At 55.8% G+C, this 21,258-nt stretch carries 18 protein-coding genes and 1 pseudogene; 10 read left to right on the forward strand and 9 right to left on the reverse strand.

Annotated elements, in window-relative coordinates; genetic code table 11:
* The first annotated feature begins 3 nt into the window (after window positions 1-3).
* The 3 genes from M2433_RS15145 to ghrB all read left to right on the forward strand — a co-directional run bounded on the left by M2433_RS15145 (window position 4) and on the right by ghrB (window position 3,341).
* Window positions 4-942: a sugar kinase gene (locus tag M2433_RS15145; protein ID WP_063957894.1), complete on the forward strand. Its 939-nt coding sequence runs from the start codon at window positions 4-6 to the stop codon at window positions 940-942.
* 117 nt (window positions 943-1,059) lie between these two features.
* Entirely contained in the window at window positions 1,060-2,340 is a 1,281-nt protein-coding gene (locus M2433_RS15150; protein ID WP_047347634.1) for an MFS transporter, read from the forward strand.
* 26 nt (window positions 2,341-2,366) lie between these two features.
* Window positions 2,367-3,341 carry a glyoxylate/hydroxypyruvate reductase GhrB gene (gene ghrB / locus M2433_RS15155; protein ID WP_429055599.1) on the forward strand — a complete coding sequence of 325 codons (975 nt, stop codon included), beginning with the start codon at window positions 2,367-2,369 and terminating at the stop codon, window positions 3,339-3,341.
* 58 nt (window positions 3,342-3,399) lie between these two features.
* Here the strand turns inward: ghrB and cspE are convergent, their stop codons facing one another.
* Complete coding sequence (gene cspE / locus M2433_RS15160; protein WP_032615822.1) at window positions 3,400-3,612, reverse strand: transcription antiterminator/RNA stability regulator CspE; 213 nt, start codon at window positions 3,610-3,612, stop codon at window positions 3,400-3,402.
* A 244-nt stretch (window positions 3,613-3,856) separates the two neighbouring features.
* Window positions 3,857-4,567: a DUF3053 domain-containing protein gene (locus M2433_RS15165; RefSeq protein ID WP_047651743.1), complete on the reverse strand. Its 711-nt coding sequence runs from the start codon at window positions 4,565-4,567 to the stop codon at window positions 3,857-3,859.
* Between the two features lie 331 nt (window positions 4,568-4,898).
* On the opposite strand from M2433_RS15165, the gene M2433_RS15170 reads away from it, so the two are divergent.
* A complete protein-coding gene (locus tag M2433_RS15170) occupies window positions 4,899-5,186 on the forward strand; it encodes an HTH-type transcriptional regulator (RefSeq protein WP_008502755.1) in 288 nt (95 codons plus the stop codon).
* Window positions 5,187-5,225: 39 nt separating this feature from the next.
* On the opposite strand, the gene M2433_RS15175 is transcribed toward M2433_RS15170, so the two are convergent.
* Window positions 5,226-6,845: an ABC-F family ATP-binding cassette domain-containing protein gene (locus M2433_RS15175; protein ID WP_429055595.1), complete on the reverse strand. Its 1,620-nt coding sequence runs from the start codon at window positions 6,843-6,845 to the stop codon at window positions 5,226-5,228.
* Between the two features lie 834 nt (window positions 6,846-7,679).
* Between M2433_RS15175 and M2433_RS15180 the strand changes: the two are divergent.
* Both M2433_RS15180 and M2433_RS15185 read left to right on the forward strand, forming a co-directional pair.
* Window positions 7,680-7,757, forward strand: a pseudogene (locus M2433_RS15180) (hypothetical protein); the annotation flags it as partial.
* A complete protein-coding gene (locus M2433_RS15185; RefSeq protein ID WP_429055593.1) occupies window positions 7,754-8,203 on the forward strand; it encodes a hypothetical protein in 450 nt (149 codons plus the stop codon). The pseudogene M2433_RS15180 and the gene M2433_RS15185, both read left to right, overlap by 4 nt.
* A gap of 93 nt (window positions 8,204-8,296) precedes the next feature.
* On the opposite strand, the gene glyS is transcribed toward M2433_RS15185, so the two are convergent.
* The 3 genes from glyS to M2433_RS15200 form a co-directional block, all read right to left on the reverse strand.
* On the reverse strand, window positions 8,297-10,366 hold the full coding sequence (gene glyS, locus M2433_RS15190; RefSeq protein ID WP_429055591.1) for a glycine--tRNA ligase subunit beta: 2,070 nt from the start codon (window positions 10,364-10,366) through the stop codon (window positions 8,297-8,299).
* 9 nt (window positions 10,367-10,375) lie between these two features.
* A complete protein-coding gene (gene glyQ, locus M2433_RS15195) occupies window positions 10,376-11,287 on the reverse strand; it encodes a glycine--tRNA ligase subunit alpha (RefSeq protein ID WP_003860141.1) in 912 nt (303 codons plus the stop codon).
* A gap of 160 nt (window positions 11,288-11,447) precedes the next feature.
* Window positions 11,448-11,753 (reverse strand): YsaB family lipoprotein, encoded by a 306-nt coding sequence (locus tag M2433_RS15200; protein WP_047347629.1) that lies wholly within the window; start codon window positions 11,751-11,753, stop codon window positions 11,448-11,450.
* Between the two features lie 183 nt (window positions 11,754-11,936).
* Between M2433_RS15200 and M2433_RS15205 the strand changes: the two genes are divergently transcribed.
* Window positions 11,937-12,932, forward strand: coding sequence for an acyltransferase (locus tag M2433_RS15205; RefSeq protein WP_429055586.1), 996 nt, complete (start codon window positions 11,937-11,939; stop codon window positions 12,930-12,932).
* Here M2433_RS15205 and M2433_RS15210 read toward each other — a convergent pair.
* The 3 genes from M2433_RS15210 to xylA form a co-directional block, all read right to left on the reverse strand.
* Complete coding sequence (locus M2433_RS15210) at window positions 12,925-14,199, reverse strand: isochorismatase family protein (protein ID WP_429075898.1); 1,275 nt, start codon at window positions 14,197-14,199, stop codon at window positions 12,925-12,927. The two genes, M2433_RS15205 and M2433_RS15210, sit on opposite strands and share 8 nt — an antisense overlap.
* Before the next feature lie 70 nt (window positions 14,200-14,269).
* Window positions 14,270-15,724 carry a xylulokinase gene (xylB, locus tag M2433_RS15215; RefSeq protein WP_429055581.1) on the reverse strand — a complete coding sequence of 485 codons (1,455 nt, stop codon included), beginning with the start codon at window positions 15,722-15,724 and terminating at the stop codon, window positions 14,270-14,272.
* Window positions 15,725-15,783: 59 nt separating this feature from the next.
* On the reverse strand, window positions 15,784-17,106 hold the full coding sequence (gene xylA / locus M2433_RS15220) for a xylose isomerase (RefSeq protein ID WP_123138914.1): 1,323 nt from the start codon (window positions 17,104-17,106) through the stop codon (window positions 15,784-15,786).
* A 369-nt stretch (window positions 17,107-17,475) separates the two neighbouring features.
* Here xylA and xylF point away from each other — a divergent pair, with 369 nt between their 5' ends.
* From xylF to xylH, 3 genes are all read left to right on the forward strand, one after another.
* Window positions 17,476-18,468: a D-xylose ABC transporter substrate-binding protein gene (gene xylF, locus M2433_RS15225; RefSeq protein WP_028018251.1), complete on the forward strand. Its 993-nt coding sequence runs from the start codon at window positions 17,476-17,478 to the stop codon at window positions 18,466-18,468.
* 72 nt (window positions 18,469-18,540) lie between these two features.
* Window positions 18,541-20,082 (forward strand): xylose ABC transporter ATP-binding protein, encoded by a 1,542-nt coding sequence (locus M2433_RS15230; RefSeq protein WP_429055579.1) that lies wholly within the window; start codon window positions 18,541-18,543, stop codon window positions 20,080-20,082.
* Window positions 20,060-21,241 carry a xylose ABC transporter permease XylH gene (gene xylH, locus M2433_RS15235; protein ID WP_429055577.1) on the forward strand — a complete coding sequence of 394 codons (1,182 nt, stop codon included), beginning with the start codon at window positions 20,060-20,062 and terminating at the stop codon, window positions 21,239-21,241. The genes M2433_RS15230 and xylH overlap by 23 nt, the downstream gene beginning before the upstream one ends.
* The last annotated feature ends 17 nt before the right edge of the window (window positions 21,242-21,258 follow it).

The raw sequence follows: 21,258 nt of genomic DNA on the forward strand, positions 1-21,258 counted from the left end.
ACCATGCACAAGACGCTGGATGTCATCACAATCGGCGAGGCCATGGCGATGTTCGTCGCCACCGAAACGGGCGAGCTGAGCGCGGTGGAGCACTTTATCAAACGCGTGGCAGGCGCAGAGCTGAACGTCGCGACGGGACTTGCGCGCCTTGGTCTGAACGTCGGCTGGGTCAGCCGCGTGGGGGACGACAGCTTTGGCCACTTCGTTCTCGATTCGCTGAAAAAAGAGGGCATTGATGCTGCAGGCGTTACCCTCGACGGGCGCTTCGCCACAGGCTTTCAGCTTAAATCGAAAGTCGAAAATGGAACCGATCCCATCGTGGAGTATTTCCGTAAAGGATCGGCAGCGAGCCATCTCTCCGTGGCGGATTACCACGCCGACTATTTCGCCTCCGCGCGCCATCTGCACCTGAGCGGCGTGGCGGCAGCGCTCTCTGCCAGCTCGTATGAGCTGCTGGATCATGCCGCAACGACAATGAAGACCCAGGGCAAAACGATCTCTTTCGATCCTAACCTGCGCCCGGTGCTGTGGAAAAGCGAAGCGGAAATGGTCGAGAAGCTCAACCGTCTGGCATTCAGGGCGGACTGGGTTCTTCCAGGCCTGAAAGAAGGGATGATCCTGACCGGCGAAAGCACGCCGGAGGGCATTGCCGACTTCTACCTGAATAAAGGGGTAAAAGCGGTGGTGCTGAAAACCGGTGCCGACGGCGCATGGTTTAAAACATCCGACGGCGAACAGGGCGCGGTCGCTGCGGTGAAGGTTGAAAACGTTGTCGACACCGTCGGCGCGGGCGATGGTTTTGCCGTGGGCGTCATTAGCGCTCTGCTGGAAGGCAAAACGCTGCAGCAGGCCGTGGCGCGGGGCAACAAGATTGGCTCGCTGGCCATTCAGGTGCAGGGCGATAGCGAAGGATTACCAACGCGAGCAGAGCTCGGCGTTTAAATTCCCTCTCCCTGTGGGAGAGGGCCAGGGTGAGGGCAGCAAGCCGCACCACATAATTAAGCCACCGTGTACCCTACAGACAACGGCGGTAACAACCTCAACAACAGAGGCAAGCCTATGAACAGTTCGACCAATGCAGTAAAACGCTGGTGGTACATCATGCCAATCGTGTTTATCACGTATAGCCTGGCGTATCTCGATCGTGCCAACTTCAGCTTCGCGTCCGCGGCAGGGATCACCGAAGACCTTGGGATCACCAAAGGTATCTCCTCCCTGCTGGGTGCCCTTTTCTTCCTGGGCTACTTCTTCTTCCAGATCCCCGGCGCTATCTATGCGGAACGCCGCAGCGTGCGTAAGCTGATCTTCATCTGCCTGATCCTGTGGGGCGCCTGCGCATCACTGACCGGCGTGGTGAACAATATTCCTGCCCTGGCTGCCATCCGCTTTATCCTCGGCGTCGTTGAGGCGGCGGTTATGCCCGCGATGCTGATCTACATCAGCAACTGGTTCACCAAATCTGAACGCTCGCGCGCGAATACCTTCCTGATCCTCGGTAACCCGGTCACGGTACTGTGGATGTCGGTGGTGTCTGGCTACCTGATCCAGTCCTTCGGCTGGCGCGAAATGTTTATCATCGAAGGGGTCCCGGCGGTGATCTGGGCATTCTGCTGGTGGGTGCTGGTGAAGGATAAACCGGCGCAGGCGAAATGGCTTTCCGAAGATGAAAAAGCGGCGCTGCAGGCGCAGCTGGATAAAGAACAGCAAGGCCTGAAGGCGGTACGCAACTACGGTGAAGCCTTCCGCTCCCGCAACGTGATCCTGCTCTGCGCGCAGTACTTTACCTGGAGCATTGGCGTGTACGGCTTTGTGCTGTGGCTGCCGTCCATTATCCGCAGCGGCGGCGAAAACCTCGGTATGGTACAGGTGGGCTGGCTCTCTTCCGTACCGTATCTGGCGGCAACCATCGCTATGATCGTCGCATCGTGGGCATCGGACAAGCTGCAGAACCGTAAGCTGTTTGTCTGGCCGCTGCTGCTGATCGCTGCCTTTGCGTTCATTGGCTCATGGGCCGTGGGCGCTAACCACTTCTGGGCCTCTTACGCCCTGCTGGTCATTGCCGGTGCCGCTATGTACGCTCCGTACGGTCCGTTCTTTGCCATCATCCCTGAAATGCTGCCGCGTAACGTGGCAGGTGGCGCGATGGCGCTGATTAACAGTATGGGCGCACTGGGTTCGTTCTGCGGCTCCTGGTTCGTCGGTTACCTGAACGGTGCTACCGGCAGTCCGTCAGCCTCATACATCTTTATGGGGGTGGCGCTTTTCGCTTCCGTGTGGCTTACTCTGATTGTTAAGCCTGCTAATAATCAACAACACCCTGTCGGCGCTCGCCACGCCTGAATCCTTAAAAATCAACGGAGATTAGCATGAAGCCGTCCGTCATTTTGTATAAAGCCCTGCCGGAAGATCTGCAGAAACGCCTGGAAGAACACTTCACCGTCACGCAGGTGAAGAACCTGAGCCCGGAGACCGTGGCACAGCACGCCGAGGCGTTCGCCAGCGCCGAAGGCCTGCTGGGTTCAAGCGAAAAAGTGGATGTCGCCCTGCTGGAGAAAATGCCGAAGCTTCGTGCTACTTCTACCGTTTCCGTAGGTTATGACAACTTCGATGTAGATGCCCTTAACGCCCGCAAGATCCTGCTGATGCACACGCCACATGCCCTGACGGAAACCGTGGCCGACACGCTGATGGCATTGATGCTTACAACGGCCCGTCGCGTGGTGGAAGTGGCTGAGCGCGTCAAAGCGGGCGAATGGACAAAAAGCATTGGCCCGGACTGGTTCGGCGTGGACGTTCACGGTAAAACGCTGGGCATTGTGGGCATGGGGCGTATCGGGCTGGCGCTGGCGCAGCGCGCGCATTTTGGTTTTAACATGCCGATTCTGTACAACGCGCGTCGTAATCACAGTGAAGCCGAAGAACGTTTCAACGCCCGTTACTGCGAGCTGGATACCCTGCTGCAGGAAGCCGATTTTGTCTGCCTGGTCCTGCCGCTGACGGATGAAACGCGTCACCTGATTGGTAAAGAGGAATTTGAGAAAATGAAGAAGACAGCCATTTTCATCAACGCGGGTCGTGGCCCGGTAGTAGATGAGAAGGCGCTGATTCAAGCCCTGCAAAACGGTGAGATCCACGCCGCAGGTCTGGACGTATTTGAGCAGGAGCCGCTGCCGGTGGATTCTCCGCTGCTAACGCTACCCAACGTGGTCGCCCTGCCCCACATCGGCTCAGCCACCCATGAAACGCGCTACAACATGGCGGCCACGGCGGTAGACAATCTCATCGCTGCCCTCAGCGGCAAGGTAGAGATAAACTGCGTGAACCCGCAGGTGCAACGATAGAAACGAAAAAACCCGCCAGAAGGCGGGTTTTTGAATTTTGTGCTACTGGGTTGGAAGCTTACAGGCTTACAACGTTACCAGCTGCTGGGCCTTTAGCGCCGCTTTCGATGGTGAAGGACACTTTCTGACCTTCGTCCAGAGATTTGTAGCCATCGTTCTGGATAGCAGAGAAGTGTACGAACACGTCTTTAGAGCCATCGTCAGGAGTGATGAAGCCGAAACCTTTATCAGCGTTGAACCATTTTACCAGACCAGTCATTTTACCAGACATAGAAATTACCTTATTAAAAATATATTGAGCCTTCCGGCTTGATGGATTGCGTTACAGATTTCTAAGCGATGAAGGAAGGGTCACAACGAAGGGTATCTATGGATAACAATCTGGACTGCTTTACTAAACTGCTTTAGGTCTGTGTAACAAACCGACGGGGATAGTTATACCGATGTGGTAGAAGAATGACAAGCGTTATTTTCGATACGCATAAAAAACCCCGCAAGAAGCGGGGTTTTTTGGTTTATTCTGTGGCCGTGACTGCGGCACTCCAGGCCTGGCTAAAGGCCTGATGCTGGGAGGCCAACGGCCCAATCAGCGTATTGTACTGGCTTGCCTGCTGCGAGGTCGGGAACTGGATGCCGTTAGCAACAAAGCTCACCTGAGTCTCCTGCTGGGCGATAAAGTCCCCCACCTGGACCAGCTGCTGCGTGAAGATTTGCGCGGCTGGAATTAACGGTTGCAGTGCTTCAGACGGTTTGGTCACCACTTTCTCATACACTTTGTCGAAGACCGGTTTGAGATCGTCGCCCTGCTTCAGCGCAGAACGTGACGCATCAGCCTGCATTTTCGCATTTTGCAGCTGCTGGCTCAGCACGCCAAGCGCACCGTTGGACTGGCGTAGCGGTTCACGCTGCGTCATATAATCCTGTGGAACGCGGATGGCGTTCACGCTATCCACCACGGGACGGATACCGGAATCCATTGCCTGGCTCACCTGCTGTGAATAACCATAAAGAATGGCGTAATCGGACACGAAGGGGCCAAACTGTTTTTTCTGATCCGCAGTCAGCGTCGGCAACCGTTCGCCGCTGCGCATCACTGTATTCTGCAGAAAATCGATAAACGCTTTGCGCTGATCGCCTTCTTTATCAAAACACCCACTCAGGCTAACAACCATCAACAACGCCGCAATAGGCGCAAACCAGCGAGAGCAGGACTTTCCTGTCGCCATTTTATTACTCCTTTCACCCAAAAAAGCGCACACCGGCACACGCGTGCCCGACGCTGACAAGGATAGTCCAGGTCAGCCTTGCAAGATACTCTTTTCATGCAAAACGGCTATTGCCGATTTATTTCTTACCATTTACAAAAAAATACCTGGCGAAGCCGACATATGACTAATCAGGTAATTAGCATAACTATCCATCTCGCTGAATCGCGTAAAGCGATCGTTACCGCACGATTAATCACAACCGTGACGATCCTGGGTTGGTATTAGGGACTATTCTTAACTGGCTCTCTGATGTTCTTGATCACGATGTGAGATTTAAGAGGAGTCCTCAATGGAATATAAAGATCCTGAGTTTGAGCTGCTGAGCAGCCTGGAACAGATCATTTTTAAAGATGTACCGCAGACGATTACCCTGCAACAAAAATCCAATCCCTTTACAGAATATGAGCAATTGCGCAAAGGGACAGGACTGAAAACCGAAGAATTCGCCAGAGCGATGGGTGTCAGCGTGGCTATGGTGCAGGAGTGGGAGTCAAAACGTGAAAAACCCACCCCAACCGAGTTAAGGCTGATGCGCCTGATTCAGGCCAACCCTGCACTCAGCAAACAGATAGCGTAGTGAAGTTTGAATGCCCCCGCCTTTGCGGGGGCTTATGTTTTAAAGGCTATCACAACGCCAGCCCGCCTCTTCCCACACCCATTCATGCGTTAACGTTAAGCCTCTTAAAAAAGCCTCATCGTGTGATACCACCAGCAGCGCTCCGGGGAAACCGGCCAGCGCCGCTTCAATCGCCTGTACCGAAGCCAGATCAAGATGGTTGGTCGGTTCATCCAGCAGCAGAAGCTGCGTGGCTTCAGCGCGCCAAAGCACGCAGGCCAGCGCCGCCTTAAGACGCTCGCCGCCGCTGAGTTCCGCCAGCGGGAGCGTCACTTTGTCGGCACCCAGCTGCAGCTGCGCTAAACGGGTTCGCAATACCCCCTCTTCCAGAGGCGTATGGCTCAAATTGAGATGCGTCATGACCGATTGTGAAAGATCGAGCTGTGACAAATGCTGGTCGAGATAGGCACAGCTGACGGACATCTTACAGGTACCTGAACGAGGGGCAATCTCACCGAGGATGGTTTTTAACAGCGTCGATTTCCCACAGCCGTTTGGCCCCTTTAACGCTACGCGCATCGGTCCGTCCATGCGCATGGTGACAGGTGGAACGAGCACATGCGGCAATACCACATCCTCCAGCACCAGCACCTGTTTGCCTTCCGGGATCTGACTTCCCGGTAGGGTAAACATCACCGGATTATCGTCTTCAACCCGTTCACGAGCCTTGTTGACCGCGGCGTTCAGCTCCGCATTTTGCTCGCTGTGCTGTTTTTTCCAGGCGCCGATCCGTTCCTTTGCCGCGCCTTTATATTTGACCCGCTCAAACGAGGCGATGTTCAGGGTATCGACGGTGCGTAATGTCTTTGCCGACCGCCGCTGGCTATCGTCATGCTCTTTTTGCATGCGTGCCCGAGTACGTTTGCGCTCGGTTGCTGCATGCTCCAGCGCCGCACGGGCAGCCTGCTGCTCAGCATCGCGCTGGGTCTGATAATCCGCATAATTGCCGCCGTAGCTGCGCAGGCCCGAGGAGCTCAGTTCAAGAATGCGCGGCACCTGCTCCAGAAGTTCACGATCATGAGAGGCCACCAGCACGCCGCCCTGATATCGTCTAAGCTGGTCGTAGAACCATGCCCGGCCCTGCCGGTCCAGATGGTTAGTGGGTTCGTCCAGCAGCAGAAAGTCCGCATCCGCCGTAAACGCCCCGCACAGCAGGGCGCGAATGCGCTCGCCGCCGCTGAGTTCAGCGGCAGGCTTATCCGGATCAAACGGTGGCAGTTGCGCATTGATAAACGCCTCGCTCAGACGCTCGGCGACATCCCAGTGGCCGTCGAGCGCGTCCAGATCGCCAGGCTGGTAATCGCCGCTATCAATGCGCTTACGCGCCGCAAATATCGCGTCGTACCCGAGCAGTTCCGCAACCGTCGTCTGCGGAGAAATGGCGTGCTGCTGCGCCACATAGAAATGCGAGCCAAAGCGTTCAATATGACCAGCAGCCGGTTCATCCAGCCCCGCCAGCAAGCGCAGCAGACGCGTTTTCCCGCTGCCGTTGCGGCCAACCAGCGCGCAAAGGGAGGGTTCCAGCGTAAGATTCAGCGGACCAAAAAGGATATCGCCCGTCGGAAACTGACAGGTGATCTGATGCAAAATAAAAGAAGGGGACTGCGCAAAATGAGCCATAAGCACTCCTGAATGAAATCAAAACATCCCCTGCCGACGCGGTGGCGTTTAGCAAGGATCGAAATTCATCAGTCGTGTTTGTTCATTTTTGGGGGGCGCTCCAGAGCGAGAAAGTTAACGCGGATAAGGATAGCGGTAATGTGTTGAACGTTTCAAGGTTAAATTTTGGACGATTTGTACTCCCTCTCCCTTTGGGCTGAGGGATCCCCACCAAATATTGCCTGCACAGACGGCCCCCTCTCCCTTGAGGGAGAGGGCTGGGGCGAGGGGAAGCATACGGCTCTGGTGGTCATTCCGTTCACTTTATGTTCCTTGCTACTCTGTAACGACAATACCCGTGAACGTGCCAGGGTGGCTCAGTCGCCACCCCCCTGGCTACCCGGGCTCCCGGCGGTAAATCGCCGCTACGCGGTACCTTCGGCTTATTCCTTCCGGCTTATCGGGGACGGGCGGAGGTAACATCCCTGTAAAGCCCGCCCTCTCGGCGCATCCATGCGCCTCGCCCCGGCCTGCAGGAAACGCCTCAGCGATTTACAGCCGGACCATAGCGTCGCTGTAAGACCTCTGCCCGCAGTATGCTTTTCATTGCGGTAATTTTGCGAGTCTCTTTCCAGAAATGGTAATATCCTCAGTGGCATAGCTCAAATCTATTGCCGCCTGTTTTGATGAGCAGTAAGTTCTCTTTGCACCTGCAAAATCAGGTGCCGGGTTTAGCATCCTGGCTTATCTTATCGGCGGCACATGATGTGCAGCATGCTTTGCTACATCTCAATGGTGGGCTGAGCAGGGGCATCGAAAGATGCGCCGGTATCCGATAAGGCCGGTAATGCTAGCTCTGTTCAGTCCACCACCAGCGAAGTTAGCATTTCCGGTGGTGGAAGCTTTATCACTTATCGGAGGCTGCCAATATGACTACTACCCCAACCCAAGCTCATTCTTTATTCACCCTGCCCTTCAACCACGCCACCGACTTCACCGAACTGGCGGATAACTGCGAACGTTTTACCGACACACTGTTAGATTGCGAAGAACCCGCCCCAAAAATGGCGCTTTACGGCAGACTCTATGCTTGTCTGAATCTTCTGCAACCCACGCTTCTGGATCCTGTTCCGGACTATTTAAAAGCCAGCCTGACCGTGGAGGAACTCCCGTCACGTCTTCCGGCTTTCGAACCCGAATGCGACCAGCTGGGGCGCTACTGTCAGGAGATTACGCAGTTGCTGATGAACGGCTCACTGCCGCGACAATCTGCAATCGTGATGGAAGATTTGCTGTGCGAACTGGTCAGCTACTTTGCCGATACGCTGAAGGCACCACGCTGGCTGAAAACGGATGAAGGTACAGTCGCGATCGGCTAAACCTGCCGGATGACGCTGCGCTTATCCGGCCTACGAAAGCTCCATAAAAAAACCCGCCGAAGCGGGTTTTTAGCATTTGTAACAACGGTCACGTTACTGCAGCAGCGAAATATCCGCTACGCGCAGGAACAGCTCGCGCAGTTTCTCGAGCATCGAGAGACGGTTAATACGCAGCTCTTTATCTTCTACGTTCACCATCACTTTCTCGAAGAAGGCGTCGATAACGTCACGCAGTTCAGCCAACTCCACCAGCGCTTCCTGGTAGCGACCTTGCGCGAAGAACGGCTCAAGCTTGTCGCGCAGAACCACAACCTGCATCGCCAGGGCAATCTCTTCCGGCTCTTTCAGGGTTGCAGCGTTAACACGCTCGTTCAGCGTCTCGTCGGATTTCGCCAGGATATTGGATACGCGCTTATTGGCCGCAGCCAGGGCAGATGCCGCTTCCAGGGTACGGAAGTGAGAAACCGCCTTCATGCGCGCATCGAAGTCAGCCGGACGGGTCGGACGACGCGCCAGCACCGCCTGAATGGTGTCAACGGTGTAGCCTTCATCCTGATACCACGCGCGGAAACGACCGAGCATAAAGTCGATCACGTCATCCACAACGTTCGCGTTGGTCAGCTTGTCGCCGTACAGACGCACCGCTTCTTCGGTCAGGGTCTGCAGATCCAGGTTCAGGTTCTTCTCAACGATGATACGCAGCACGCCCAGCGCAGCACGACGCAGCGCAAACGGGTCTTTGTCGCCTTTCGGATGCTGGCCAATACCAAAGATACCCGCCAGGGTGTCCATCTTATCGGCAATCGCCACCGCACAGGCAACCGGGTTGGACGGCAGTTCGTCACCCGCAAAGCGCGGCTGATACTGCTCGTTCAGGGCTACAGCCACGTCTTCCGCTTCGCCATCGTGACGCGCGTAGTGCATACCCATCACGCCCTGGGTGTCGGTAAATTCGAACACCATGTTGGTCATCAGGTCGCACTTGGACAGCAGGCCCGCACGCGTCGCGTGGTTGACGTCCGCGCCGATTTCACGGGCGATCCAGCCAGACAGCTCCGCGATGCGGTCGGTCTTGTCGCGCAGCGTTCCCAGCTGCTGCTGGAACAGCACGGTCTGCAGGCGCGGGAGATGATCTTCCAGACGTTTTTTACGGTCGGTATTGAAGAAGAACTCGGCATCCGCCAGACGCGGGCGCACCACTTTTTCGTTACCGGAGATAATCTGGATCGGATCTTTCGATTCGATGTTCGCCACGAAGATGAAGTTTGGCAGCAGTTTGCCGTCGCTGGCGTAAACCGGGAAGTACTTTTGGTCACCCTTCATGGTGTACACCAGCGCTTCAGCCGGAACGGCCAGGAATTTCTCTTCAAACTTCGCGGTCAGCACTACCGGCCATTCCACCAGCGAGGTCACTTCTTCCAGCAGGCTGTCGCTCAGATCGGCATTACCGCCAATCTTGCGCGCCGCTTCTTCAGCGTCCGCTTTGATTTTGGCTTTACGCTGCTCGTAGTCGGCAATAACTTTACCGCGCTCCAGCAGGATTTGCGGGTACTGGTCGGCATTGTCGATGGTGAACTCTGGTTCGCCCATAAAGCGATGGCCGCGGATCACGCGATCGGACGCCACGCCCAGAATGGTTGCCGGAATAACGGTATCGCCCAGCAGCAGGGTCACGGTGTGAACCGGACGCACGAAATGCACGTCGGACGCGCCCCAGCGCATCAGCTTAGGAATTGGCAGCTTCGCCAGCGAGGTTGCGATCATGTTTGGCAGCAGCGCTTCTGCACTCTCGCCTTTTACATGGGCGCGATACAGCAGCCACTCGCCTTTGTCGGTGGTCAGACGCTCAGCCTGGTCAACGGTGATACCGCAACCGCGCGCCCAGCCTTCAGCCGCTTTGCTCGGCTTACCTTCGGCGTCGAACGCCTGGGCAATTGCCGGGCCACGTTTTTCGACTTCACGATCCGGCTGAGACGCCGCCAGATTTGCCACCTTCAGCGCCAGACGACGCGGGGCGGCAAACCACTCAATTTTACCGTGTGCCAGGCCAGCGTTATCCAGCTCGGCGGTCACGTTCGCAGCGAAAGATTCAGCCAGGCTGCGCAGGGCTTTTGGTGGCAGCTCTTCGGTGCCGATTTCCACCAGGAAAGTTTTCTCAGACATGGCCGCCTCTTATTTGTTTCGGTTGCACATCGGGAAGCCAAGGGCTTCACGGGACGCATAGTAAGCTTCTGCAACGGCTTTGGTCAGGGTACGAATACGCAGAATGTAGCGCTGACGTTCAGTCACGGAGATGGCTTTGCGGGCGTCCAGCAGGTTGAAGCTGTGGGCGGCCTTCAGAATACGCTCGTAAGCAGGCAGCGGCAGCGGAGTCTCCAGCGCCAGCAGCTGCTGCGCTTCTTTCTCGTACTGCTCGAAGCAGGTGAACAGGAAGTCCACGTCCGCGTATTCGAAGTTATAGGTGGATTGCTCCACTTCGTTCTGATGGAACACGTCGCCGTAAGTGGTTTTACCCAGCGGGCCGTCGCTCCAGACCAGGTCGTAAACGCTGTCTACGCCCTGAATGTACATGGCCAGACGTTCCAGACCGTAGGTGATTTCACCCGTGATCGGTTTACATTCCAGACCGCCAACCTGTTGGAAGTAAGTGAACTGGGTCACTTCCATTCCGTTCAGCCACACTTCCCAACCCAGACCCCAGGCACCCAGCGTTGGGTTTTCCCAGTTATCTTCCACGAAACGGATGTCGTGAATGGTTGGATCCATACCCAGCTCTTTCAGCGACCCGAGGTACAGTTCCTGAATATTGTCTGGTGATGGCTTAATCACCACCTGGAACTGATAGTAATGCTGCAGACGGTTCGGGTTCTCACCGTAACGACCATCGGTCGGACGACGGGAAGGCTGCACATACGCGGTCGCCATTGGCTCTGGCCCCAACGCGCGTAAGCTGGTCATCGGGTGTGAAGTGCCGGCGCCGACTTCCATGTCCAAAGGTTGAACAATGGTACAGCCCTGACGAGCCCAGTAATCCTGTAAGGTCAGGATCAGGCCCTGGAAGGTCTTGGTATCAAACTTTTGCATAGTATTTCGTGCTGGATACGTGTGGTTTTAAATGGAAGGGACCAGTATACCCGCTGGCTGCAAGATATACAGTACGAAACGGGGTTGTTTAGGGAAAATTGGGAAATAAGCAGTTAAGCCAGAACGTTGTGGGCGTCTGGCTGTTGATTATACGAGCAGGCTAGCGCATGGAGAGGTGTAAAAACTGGCCGTCCGCATCAAACGAGCAGACAAAGCCCTCTTTACGTGACGTATGGCCCCGCAGCTCATAGCTTCCCTGAAAACGCACAAACCCGGTGACATCAATGTTCTGAACGTCCGAGTTATAGCGTCGGGCAGCCCGATCTTTGCAGAGCGCTTCCATATTCAGTGAACGTTCCGGGCTCATTTTACCCTGCTGCGCTTTTTGCACAGGGGCTTCTTGTGGGGCACTGCATCCCGCCAGGATTACCAGCAGAAAGAGTGACGCCGCACGCTTCATCATCATTTTTATTACCGCCCTGGTCAGTGGCTGTTATTTTTAGTATCAAAGCTTTTATAGATTAAGGTCCGGCATTCTGCGAATCTCGCGGCCTCCCTACAAGCCTGCTGAATAAAACTCAGAATTTTCCAAACGAAGACTTTTGGACAATGGTAGTCACACTCAATTTACAGGGAATACGAGGATCTGATGCAGTCAAAAATTAACTGGATTGATAACCTGCGAGGAATAGCGTGTCTGATGGTGGTCATGATCCACACGACGACCTGGTATATCACCAATGCGCACAGCATCAGCCCCGTTAACTGGGATATCGCCAATATTCTCAACTCTGCTTCACGCGTCAGCGTGCCGCTGTTCTTTATGATTTCCGGCTTTCTCTTTTTTGGCGAGCGTAGCGCGCAGCCGAGGCACTTCATTCGCATCGCGGCCTGCCTGGGATTCTACAGTGCCATTGCCTTACTCTATATTACCCTGTTCACCTCAATTAACGCCGGGCTATCGCTGAAATACGTGCTGCAAAAACCGGTGTTCTATCATCTGTGGTTCTTCTTCGCCATTATCGTTATCTATCTGGTCTCTCCCCTCGTCCAGGTAAAAAACGTCAGCGGAAAAATGCTTTTGGCCCTGATGGTGGTGATTGGCATTATTGCCAACCCGAATACGGTTTCGCAGAAAATCGACGGATTTGAATGGTTGCCGGTTAACCTTTATATCAACGGCGATACCTTTTACTACGTGCTTTACGGCATGCTGGGGCGCGCTATCGGCATGATGGACACGCAAAAACGCGGTCTGAACTGGCTCTGCGCGGTGCTGTTTATCGCTGGCGTGGCGGTGATAGCGCGCGGGACGCTGCATGAGCTGCAGTGGCGCGGCAATTTTGCCGATACCTGGTATCTGTATTGTGGCCCGATGGTCTTTATTTGTGCCGTTTCGCTGCTCACGCTCGTCAAAAACACCCTGAACGCGCGTCCCCTGCCCTTACTGAGTATGATCTCGCGGCACTCTCTCGGAATTTACGGTTTTCACGCGCTGGTGATCCACGCCCTGCGGACGAGGGGCGTTGAGCTAAAAAGCTGGCCGGTGCTGGATATTATATGGATTTTTGCCGCCACGCTGGTTATCAGCCTGCTGCTGTCGATGCTGCTGCAAAAAATAGACACGCGCCGCTTCGTCAGTTAACGCTTCGCTGCCGGGCGCGATGGTACTGGCGCGGGGAGGAAAACCCTGCCGCCAGTGAAGCCTGCTCCACGCCGCGCCCCTGCAAAAGCCACTGCTCCGCCACCGCCAGACGCAGCTGCTCCAGGTAATCGCGAACGCTAATCCCTAAATGTGACTGGAAAAGCCGGGTAAGGTGACGCGGACTGACGTGCGCCAGCCCGGCGATATCTGGCACGCTCCATGCTTTTTGCGGCTCGGCGGTAAGCGCATCCTGCGCCCGATGGATGGCCGGATGAAGATGATTGCGGTAGCGTAGCCATGGAGAAAGCTGAGGATCGTCACCGGAACGGCGGAACCAGACCACCATCTCACGCGCCACGGTTAGCGCCTTTTCGGGGCCGCACAGGCGGTTAATCATATGCAGCGCCAGATCGATGCCCGACGTGATCCCGGCACTGGTCCAGATATTCTCATCCTGCACAAATATCCGGTTTTCTTTAATCGTCGCCGTGGGAGCCGCGGTGCGCAGACGGCTAATAACGTCATGGTGGGTTGTGCACTGTCGGTTGTTCAGCAGGCCTGATTTCGCCGCCAACAGCGCCCCTGAACAGACGCACATCACGGTGATATCCTGGCGCAGGATCTGCGGCTGCAGGCGCATCAGCCAGTGCTGAATCTGCTGCGCCTGCGGCGTGGAGAATTGGCAGCGGGAGTCGCTCACCCCCGGCAGTACCAGCAGGCTGCCGGGAGGCAGGCTTTCGGGCAGCGGCTTAATGCCGCTCATCGTCAGGCCTATCGACGTCGGAACCTCAGGCTGCGGGCCAATGTAGTGCAGGCGAAACGCGTCGCCAGCCAGCACAAAGGTCACAGCATAACCCAGATCGGATGCCACCCGTGCGGTGGTTTCACAGCATTGTTCAGTGCGAATGCCGCACACGATCAGCTGGTTGATATCACGCTCGCGCAGCCAGCGGTCAAGCCCGGTATCCGTGAAGGCGTTATGGACGTGTTTCTGGAAAACCACATCCGGCTGATGACGCAAAAAGGTCATCGGTTTGACATAGCCGCTTTGCAGCGTGAAAGGGCCATCTTCATCAACATGAAAAATATCAACGACCGGAATGCCGCGCGCTTTGCAGCCTTCAATCAGTCCCAGCATGGCCTGCTGAAAGGCAGGAATATCGTCCTCCTGCCAGTAATTGCGATGGTGGAATGACTGCTGAGTATCGATATTGATTAATGCAATGCGTGGCATGATGGATCTCCTCGCCAGTGGGTGTGACACCATACTGGCAAGGAAACGAAGGCACGCCCAGACCAAAAAAGGACATCATCGTGCCTCTGCCGGACAAGCGTGTTTACGACATCAGCGGCAGCAGCTGCTGATAGATTTTGCGGAACACGTCGCGCCTTTCCGCGTAACGCGCATGGCGTGCCGCGTCAGGCAAATGCGCCTGTTCAAGCGTAAGCTGTGGCAACAGTTGAGGAAGCGGTTTTTCCGGGTTCATCGCTATCTGCGCCAGTCGCGCTGCGCCGAGCGCAGGCCCGACATCGCCACCGGTGCGAAAATCCAGCTGCAATCCGCTGATATCGGCCAGCATCTGCCGCCAGTACGGGCTTCGCGCGCCGCCGCCAATCAGGGTGACGCTTGCCGGTTTCAGGCCGCAGTCATGCACCACGTCCATCCCGTCGGCCAGCGCATACCCCACGCCTTCCAGAACCGCACGCGCCAGTTCTGCCGGGCCATGCTGATGGGTTAAGCCAAAGAAGACCCCTTTCGCTTCCGGGTTGTTATGCGGCGTACGCTCGCCGGAAAGATACGGTAAAAACCAGACGGTTCCCGCATCGTCATCCGCCTGCTGGGCCGCGGAAATGAGCGCCGGTACGTCGGCCATGCCGGTGAGCTTCGCCACCCAGTCCAGGCAGGACGCCGCACTGAGCATCACCGACATCAAATGCCATTTCCCCGGAAGGGCATGGCAGAAACTGTGCACAGCGCTTTCAGGATTGCTGCGATACCCGTCGCTGACGGCGAAATAGACGCCAGACGTTCCCAGCGAAAGCATGGCCTGCCCTGCCGCAACCATACCGACACCGACGGCCCCCGCCGCGTTGTCACCGCCCCCGGCAACCACCGGTACGGCAGGCATATTCCAGCGTTCAGCAACCGCCGGCAGCAATGTGCCCGTCACCTCACTGCCTTCGAACAATGTGGGCATATGCTCACGGGTCAGATGGCAGGCATCCAGCATTGCCTCGCTCCAGTCACGCTTCGCCACGTCGAGCCACATCGTGCCGGCGGCATCGGACATGTCGCTGGCAAAATCGCCCGTCATGCGAAAGCGCAGATAATCTTTTGGCAGTAAGACTTTCGCCACCTGACGGAAAATGTCCGGTTCGTGGCGCTGAACCCACAGTAATTTAGGCGCTGTAAAGCCGGGCATCATCAGGTTGCCGGTAATCTCGCGAGAGGCAGGCACACGCGTCTCAAGCAGCGCACACTCTTCTGCGCAGCGGCCGTCATTCCAGAGAATAGCGGGACGCAGCACACGATGCTGACTGTCCAGCAGCGTAGCGCCGTGCATTTGGCCGGCAATCCCGAGCGCTTTAACGTCACGCAGACTGTGTTGTTCACCTAAGGCCTGTATTGCACGATCCGTCGCCTGCCACCACTGTTCCGGATCCTGTTCCGACCACAGAGGATGCGGACGTGAAACCTGCAGCTTTTCCGTCTGCGTTGCTAACACGTCGCCCTGCTCGCTTAACAGGATGGCTTTCACACCCGATGTGCCAAGATCAATCCCGATATACATTGTGGTGGCTCCTTTGACAGAAATGCCCGGTGGCGCTGCCGCTTACCGGGCCTACGTTTTTACTTGTCGAACAAATAGTGATTGACCAGATTTTCCAGCAGTTCCTGGTGGCCGCTCTGGTGCTGCGGTGCCAGCTGATGTTGTTCAGCGTACTTCGCAATTTCCGCCAGCGATAACTGACCTTTCAGGATTTGCTGGCCCAGCTCACTGTTCCAGCCGCTATAACGCTTCGCTACGCGTTTGTCCAGCTCACCGTCTTCAATCATGCGCGCGGCCACTTTCAGCGCCAGCGCCATGGTGTCCATCGCGCCAATATGGCCGTAGAACAGATCGTATTTATCGGTACTCTGCCGACGCACTTTGGCGTCAAAGTTCAGGCCGCCGGTGGTGAAGCCGCCCGCTTTGATGATTTCGTACATCACCAGCGCATTCTCTTCCACGCTGTTCGGGAATTGATCGGTGTCCCAGCCCAACTGCGCATCACCACGGTTAGCATCAACGGAGCCGAAGATACCCAGCGCAATCGCAGACGCGATCTCATGATGGAAAGAGTGGCCCGCCAGGGTAGCGTGGTTGGCTTCAATGTTAACTTTAATCTCTTTTTCCAGACCGAACTGCTTCAGGAAGCCATACACCGTCGCCACGTCATAGTCGTACTGGTGCTTCGTCGGTTCCTGCGGTTTCGGCTCGATCAGCAGCGTGCCGCGGAAACCGATTTTGTGCTTATGGTCGACAACCATCTGCATAAAGCGGCCAATTTGTTCGCGCTCCTGACGCAGGTCGGTGTTGAGCAGGGTTTCATAGCCTTCGCGGCCGCCCCACAGAACATAGTTTTCGCCGCCCAGCTGATGCGTGGCGTTCATTGCCGTCACCACCTGCGTGGCCGCCCAGCTAAACACTTCCGGATCCGGGTTGGTTGCCGCTCCCGCGCCGTAGCGAGGGTTCGTGAAGCAGTTTGCCGTGCCCCACAGTAGCTTCACGCCGCTCTGCTGCTGTTTCGCCGCCAGCACATCCACCATCTGCGCGAAATTGTTCAGGTACTCTTTCAGCGACGCGCCTTCTGGCGACACGTCAACGTCATGGAAGCAGTAGTACGGCACGTTCAGCTTGTGGAAGAACTCAAACGCGACATCGGCTTTACGTTTCGCCAGCTCGATGGCCTCCCCCGGCTGTTGCCACGGACGGTCAAAGGAACCCACGCCGAACATATCGGCGCCGTTCCAGCAGAAGGTATGCCAGTAACAGGCGGCAAAGCGCAAATGATCTTCCATGCGCTTACCCAGCACCAGCTCATCCGGGTTGTAGTGACGAAATGCTAAAGGATTGGTCGTTTTTGGGCCTTCGTAACGAACGCGATCGAGTTGGTCGAAATAAGCTTGCATATTGAGCTCCATAATCAGGGTATGCGGCGAGTCGTTGATACAGGAGTAATAGTGAATAGACATTTTGGGTTGCTCAATTACGTTATTTCACACTGCTATTGAGAGAATGCGCAACTGTGCGCTGGCTCGCAAAATAATGCGCAGACAAACTATTTTTCGGTGCACATTCCAGAATCAAATGTAATTAAGACGTTACGTATTTTAAAATCCGATCGCGGTCATAAATTCAGAAATAAACCAAATATCATAATGGGAAGATAAAAATCTGTAATTGCCAGCCCGCCTTTCCGCGTTAAAAATTTGCTGCGTCTCAGCAGTGAATGTTTCTTTTATCTCAGCAACACATACCCTACAAAAGGCCTAATAATTATGAAGATAAAGAACCTGACTCTAACGCTCTGTACTACGCTCCTCCTTGCCAGTTTTGCCGGTCATGCCAAAGAGGTCAAAATTGGCATGGCGATTGACGACCTTCGCCTGGAGCGCTGGCAAAAAGATCGCGATATTTTTGTTAAAAAAGCAGAATCACTTGGCGCAAGCGTGTTTGTTCAGTCGGCTAACGGCAACGAAGAAACACAAATGTCGCAAATTGAGAATATGATCAACCGCGGCGTTGATGTTCTGGTCATTATCCCCTACAACGGCCAGGTATTAAGTAACGTGGTGAAAGAAGCCAAACAAGAAGGCATAAAAGTTCTGGCCTATGACCGCATGATTAATAATGCGGATATTGATTATTATATTTCGTTCGACAATGAAAAAGTCGGGGAATTACAGGCGCAAAGCCTGATCGACAAAGTGCCTCAGGGCAATTATTTCCTGATGGGCGGTTCGCCGGTGGATAACAACGCGAAGCTGTTCCGCGAAGGGCAAATGAAAGTCCTTAAGCCGTACATCGACGACGGAAAAATTAAAGTGGTTGGCGATCAATGGGCCGACGGCTGGCTGCCAGAAAACGCGCTGAAAATTATGGAAAACGCGCTGACGGCCAACAACAACAAAATTGATGCGGTCGTGGCTTCCAACGATGCCACCGCTGGCGGCGCGATTCAGGCTCTGAGCGCCCAGGGGCTGGCCGGAAAAGTCGCCATCTCAGGGCAGGACGCCGATCTGGCCGGGGTAAAACGCATCATCGCAGGCACCCAAACCATGACGGTCTACAAACCGATTACCCAGCTTGCCAATACGGCGGCGGAAATCGCCGTGGAGCTGGGCAATGGTAAGCAACCTAAAGCAGACGCGACGCTGAATAACGGGCTTAAAGACGTTCCGGCTCGTCTGCTCACGCCAATTGAAGTCAATAAAGAGAACATTGACGCCACCGTCATCAAAGATGGTTTCCACAAGAAGAGCGAACTGTAATCCAGCGCGGCCCCTGCACTGCGGGGGCGCATCACGTTGTACTGTTCTTCCCTCGGGTTATGTGGAGCAGTTATGCCTTATTTACTTGAAATGAAAAGCATCACCAAGCGCTTCGGTACGGTGAAAGCCGTCGACAACGTCAGTCTCCGGCTGAACCCCGGCGAAGTGGTTTCGCTGTGTGGCGAGAACGGTTCGGGCAAGTCAACGCTGATGAAAGTGCTGTGCGGGATCTACCCGCACGGCAGCTACGAAGGCGAAATCGTCTTTGCCGGTGAAGTTATCCAGGCGACACACATTCGCGATACCGAACGCAAAGGTATCGCCATCATTCACCAGGAGCTGGCGCTGGTGAAGCATCTCACCGTGCTGGAAAACATCTTCCTTGGGGCCGAAATTTCCCGCCATGGCGTACTGGATTACGACACCATGACGCTCCGCTGTGAAAAGCTGCTGGCGCAGGTGAGTCTCAACATTTCACCGGATACCCGCGTGGGGGATCTGGGCCTCGGGCAACAGCAGCTGGTCGAAATAGCGAAAGCGCTCAATAAACAGGTCAGGCTGCTGATCCTTGACGAGCCAACGGCCTCGCTCACCGAACAGGAAACCGCGGTTCTCCTCAATATCATCCGCGATCTGCAAAACCACGGTATCGCCTGCATCTACATTTCGCACAAGCTGAACGAGGTTAAAGCCATTTCGGACACCATTTGCGTGATCCGCGACGGGCAGCATATCGGCACGCGTGAAGCCGCGGGCATGAGTGAAGATGACATCATTACCATGATGGTGGGCCGCGAGCTGACGGCGCTCTACCCGAATGAGCCCCACGAAACGGGTGATGAAGTATTACGCGTGGAAAACCTGACGGCGTGGCACCCCGTTAACCGCCACATCAAGCGCGTCAATAACGTCTCGTTTTCTCTTCACAGCGGCGAAATCCTCGGCATTGCGGGGCTCGTCGGCGCCGGGCGTACCGAAGCCGTACAGTGCCTGTTTGGCGTGTGGCCGGGGCGCTGGGAGGGCACGATTTATATCGACGGCCAGCCGGTGAAAATCGACAGCTGCCAGCAGGCAATTGCCCGCGGCATTGCCATGGTGCCGGAAGATCGTAAAAAAGACGGCATCGTGCCAGTCATGGCGGTAGGTAAAAACATTACGCTTGCGGCACTCGATCGGTTCTCCGGTGCGCTGAGCAGCCTGGACGATGCCGCAGAGCAGCAGTGCATTCTTCAGTCGCTTGCCAGACTGAAGGTAAAAACATCCTCACCGGAACTGGCCATTGGCCGCCTGAGCGGCGGCAACCAGCAGAAGGCGATTCTGGCGCGCTGTCTGCTGCTCAATCCACGCATATTGATCCTTGATGAGCCAACGCGCGGAATTGATATCGGTGCCAAATATGAAATCTACAAGCTGATTAATCAGCTTGTACAGCAAGGGATTGCCGTCATTGTCATCTCGTCTGAGTTACCCGAAGTGCTCGGCCTGAGCGACCGCGTGCTGGTCATGCACGAGGGAAAACTGAAAGCCAACCTGATTAACCAGAACCTGACGCAGGAGCAGGTGATGGAAGCCGCTTTAAGGAGCGAACGTCATGTCGAAAAGCAATCCGTCTGATATCAAAGTCGCTGTTCCGACGCCCGGTGCGTTCGCGGGGTTAAAAGCGCTGAACCTGCAGGTTTTCGTGATGATCGCGGCAATTATCGTCATCATGCTGTTCTTTACCTGGATGACCGATGGCTCTTACCTAAGCGCGCGTAACGTCTCGAACCTGCTCCGCCAGACCGCCATCACCGGCATTCTGGCCGTGGGCATGGTGTTCGTGATTATCTCTGCGGAAATCGACCTGTCAGTCGGTTCGATGATGGGGCTGCTCGGCGGCGTGGCGGCCATTTTTGACGTCTGGCTCGGCTGGCCGCTGCCGCTGACCGTCGCGGTCACGCTGGTGTTGGGGTTGGTTCTGGGAGCCTGGAACGGCTGGTGGGTCGCCTACCGTAAAGTGCCCTCGTTCATTGTCACTCTGGCGGGGATGTTGGCCTTCCGTGGGATCTTAATCGGTATCACCAACGGTACCACCGTCTCCCCCACCAGCGCGGCTATGTCGCAGATTGGCCAGAGTTACCTCGCTGATAGCATAGGCTTTACGATCGGTGTGATTGGGTTGCTGGCGTTTGTCGCGTGGCAGTGGCGTGGCCGTATGCGCCGTCAGGCGCTGGGGCTGGCTTCTCCAGCGCCAACGTCGGTGGTGGGGCGTCAGGCGCTCACGGCAGTCATTGTGCTGGGCGCAATCTGGCTTCTTAACGACTATCGCGGCGTCCCGACACCCGTACTGCTGCTGGCGCTTCTACTGCTGGGCGGCATGTTTATGGCCACGCGCACCGCGTTTGGCCGACGTATTTATGCGATTGGCGGCAACCTTGAAGCTGCCCGTCTGTCGGGTATCAACGTCGAACGCACCAAACTCGCGGTCTTTGCCATTAACGGCCTGATGGTCGCCATCGCCGGGTTGATCCTCAGCTCGCGTCTGGGAGCCGGTTCGCCTTCCGCCGGTAACATTGCCGAGCTGGATGCTATCGCCGCCTGCGTGATTGGTGGCACCAGCCTCGCAGGCGGTATCGGCAGCGTGGCGGGGGCGGTCATGGGGGCTTTTATTATGGCTTCGCTGGATAACGGGATGAGTATGATGGACGTCCCGACGTTTTGGCAGTATATCGTCAAGGGGGCCATTCTTTTACTGGCAGTCTGGATGGACTCGGCAACCAAGCGACGGGCCTGATAACGGTATTGTGACTA

This window comes from Enterobacter sp. AC1 (assembly GCF_050434705.1).
Classification (GTDB): domain Bacteria; phylum Pseudomonadota; class Gammaproteobacteria; order Enterobacterales; family Enterobacteriaceae; genus Enterobacter; species Enterobacter cloacae_L.

What these genes read in the sequence shown, in the direction of transcription:
- M2433_RS15145 (WP_063957894.1), top strand. Translation starts at nt 4, where the DNA reads ATGCACAAGACGCTGGATGTCATCACAATCGGCGAGGCCATGGCGATG.
- M2433_RS15150 (WP_047347634.1), top strand. Translation starts at nt 1,060, where the DNA reads ATGAACAGTTCGACCAATGCAGTAAAACGCTGGTGGTACATCATGCCA.
- ghrB (WP_429055599.1), top strand. Translation starts at nt 2,367, where the DNA reads ATGAAGCCGTCCGTCATTTTGTATAAAGCCCTGCCGGAAGATCTGCAG.
- cspE (WP_032615822.1), bottom strand. Translation starts at nt 3,612, where the DNA reads ATGTCTGGTAAAATGACTGGTCTGGTAAAATGGTTCAACGCTGATAAA.
- M2433_RS15165 (WP_047651743.1), bottom strand. Translation starts at nt 4,567, where the DNA reads ATGGCGACAGGAAAGTCCTGCTCTCGCTGGTTTGCGCCTATTGCGGCG.
- M2433_RS15170 (WP_008502755.1), top strand. Translation starts at nt 4,899, where the DNA reads ATGGAATATAAAGATCCTGAGTTTGAGCTGCTGAGCAGCCTGGAACAG.
- M2433_RS15175 (WP_429055595.1), bottom strand. Translation starts at nt 6,845, where the DNA reads ATGGCTCATTTTGCGCAGTCCCCTTCTTTTATTTTGCATCAGATCACC.
- M2433_RS15185 (WP_429055593.1), top strand. Translation starts at nt 7,754, where the DNA reads ATGACTACTACCCCAACCCAAGCTCATTCTTTATTCACCCTGCCCTTC.
- glyS (WP_429055591.1), bottom strand. Translation starts at nt 10,366, where the DNA reads ATGTCTGAGAAAACTTTCCTGGTGGAAATCGGCACCGAAGAGCTGCCA.
- glyQ (WP_003860141.1), bottom strand. Translation starts at nt 11,287, where the DNA reads ATGCAAAAGTTTGATACCAAGACCTTCCAGGGCCTGATCCTGACCTTA.
- M2433_RS15200 (WP_047347629.1), bottom strand. Translation starts at nt 11,753, where the DNA reads ATGATGATGAAGCGTGCGGCGTCACTCTTTCTGCTGGTAATCCTGGCG.
- M2433_RS15205 (WP_429055586.1), top strand. Translation starts at nt 11,937, where the DNA reads ATGCAGTCAAAAATTAACTGGATTGATAACCTGCGAGGAATAGCGTGT.
- M2433_RS15210 (WP_429075898.1), bottom strand. Translation starts at nt 14,199, where the DNA reads ATGGTGTCACACCCACTGGCGAGGAGATCCATCATGCCACGCATTGCA.
- xylB (WP_429055581.1), bottom strand. Translation starts at nt 15,724, where the DNA reads ATGTATATCGGGATTGATCTTGGCACATCGGGTGTGAAAGCCATCCTG.
- xylA (WP_123138914.1), bottom strand. Translation starts at nt 17,106, where the DNA reads ATGCAAGCTTATTTCGACCAACTCGATCGCGTTCGTTACGAAGGCCCA.
- xylF (WP_028018251.1), top strand. Translation starts at nt 17,476, where the DNA reads ATGAAGATAAAGAACCTGACTCTAACGCTCTGTACTACGCTCCTCCTT.
- M2433_RS15230 (WP_429055579.1), top strand. Translation starts at nt 18,541, where the DNA reads ATGCCTTATTTACTTGAAATGAAAAGCATCACCAAGCGCTTCGGTACG.
- xylH (WP_429055577.1), top strand. Translation starts at nt 20,060, where the DNA reads ATGTCGAAAAGCAATCCGTCTGATATCAAAGTCGCTGTTCCGACGCCC.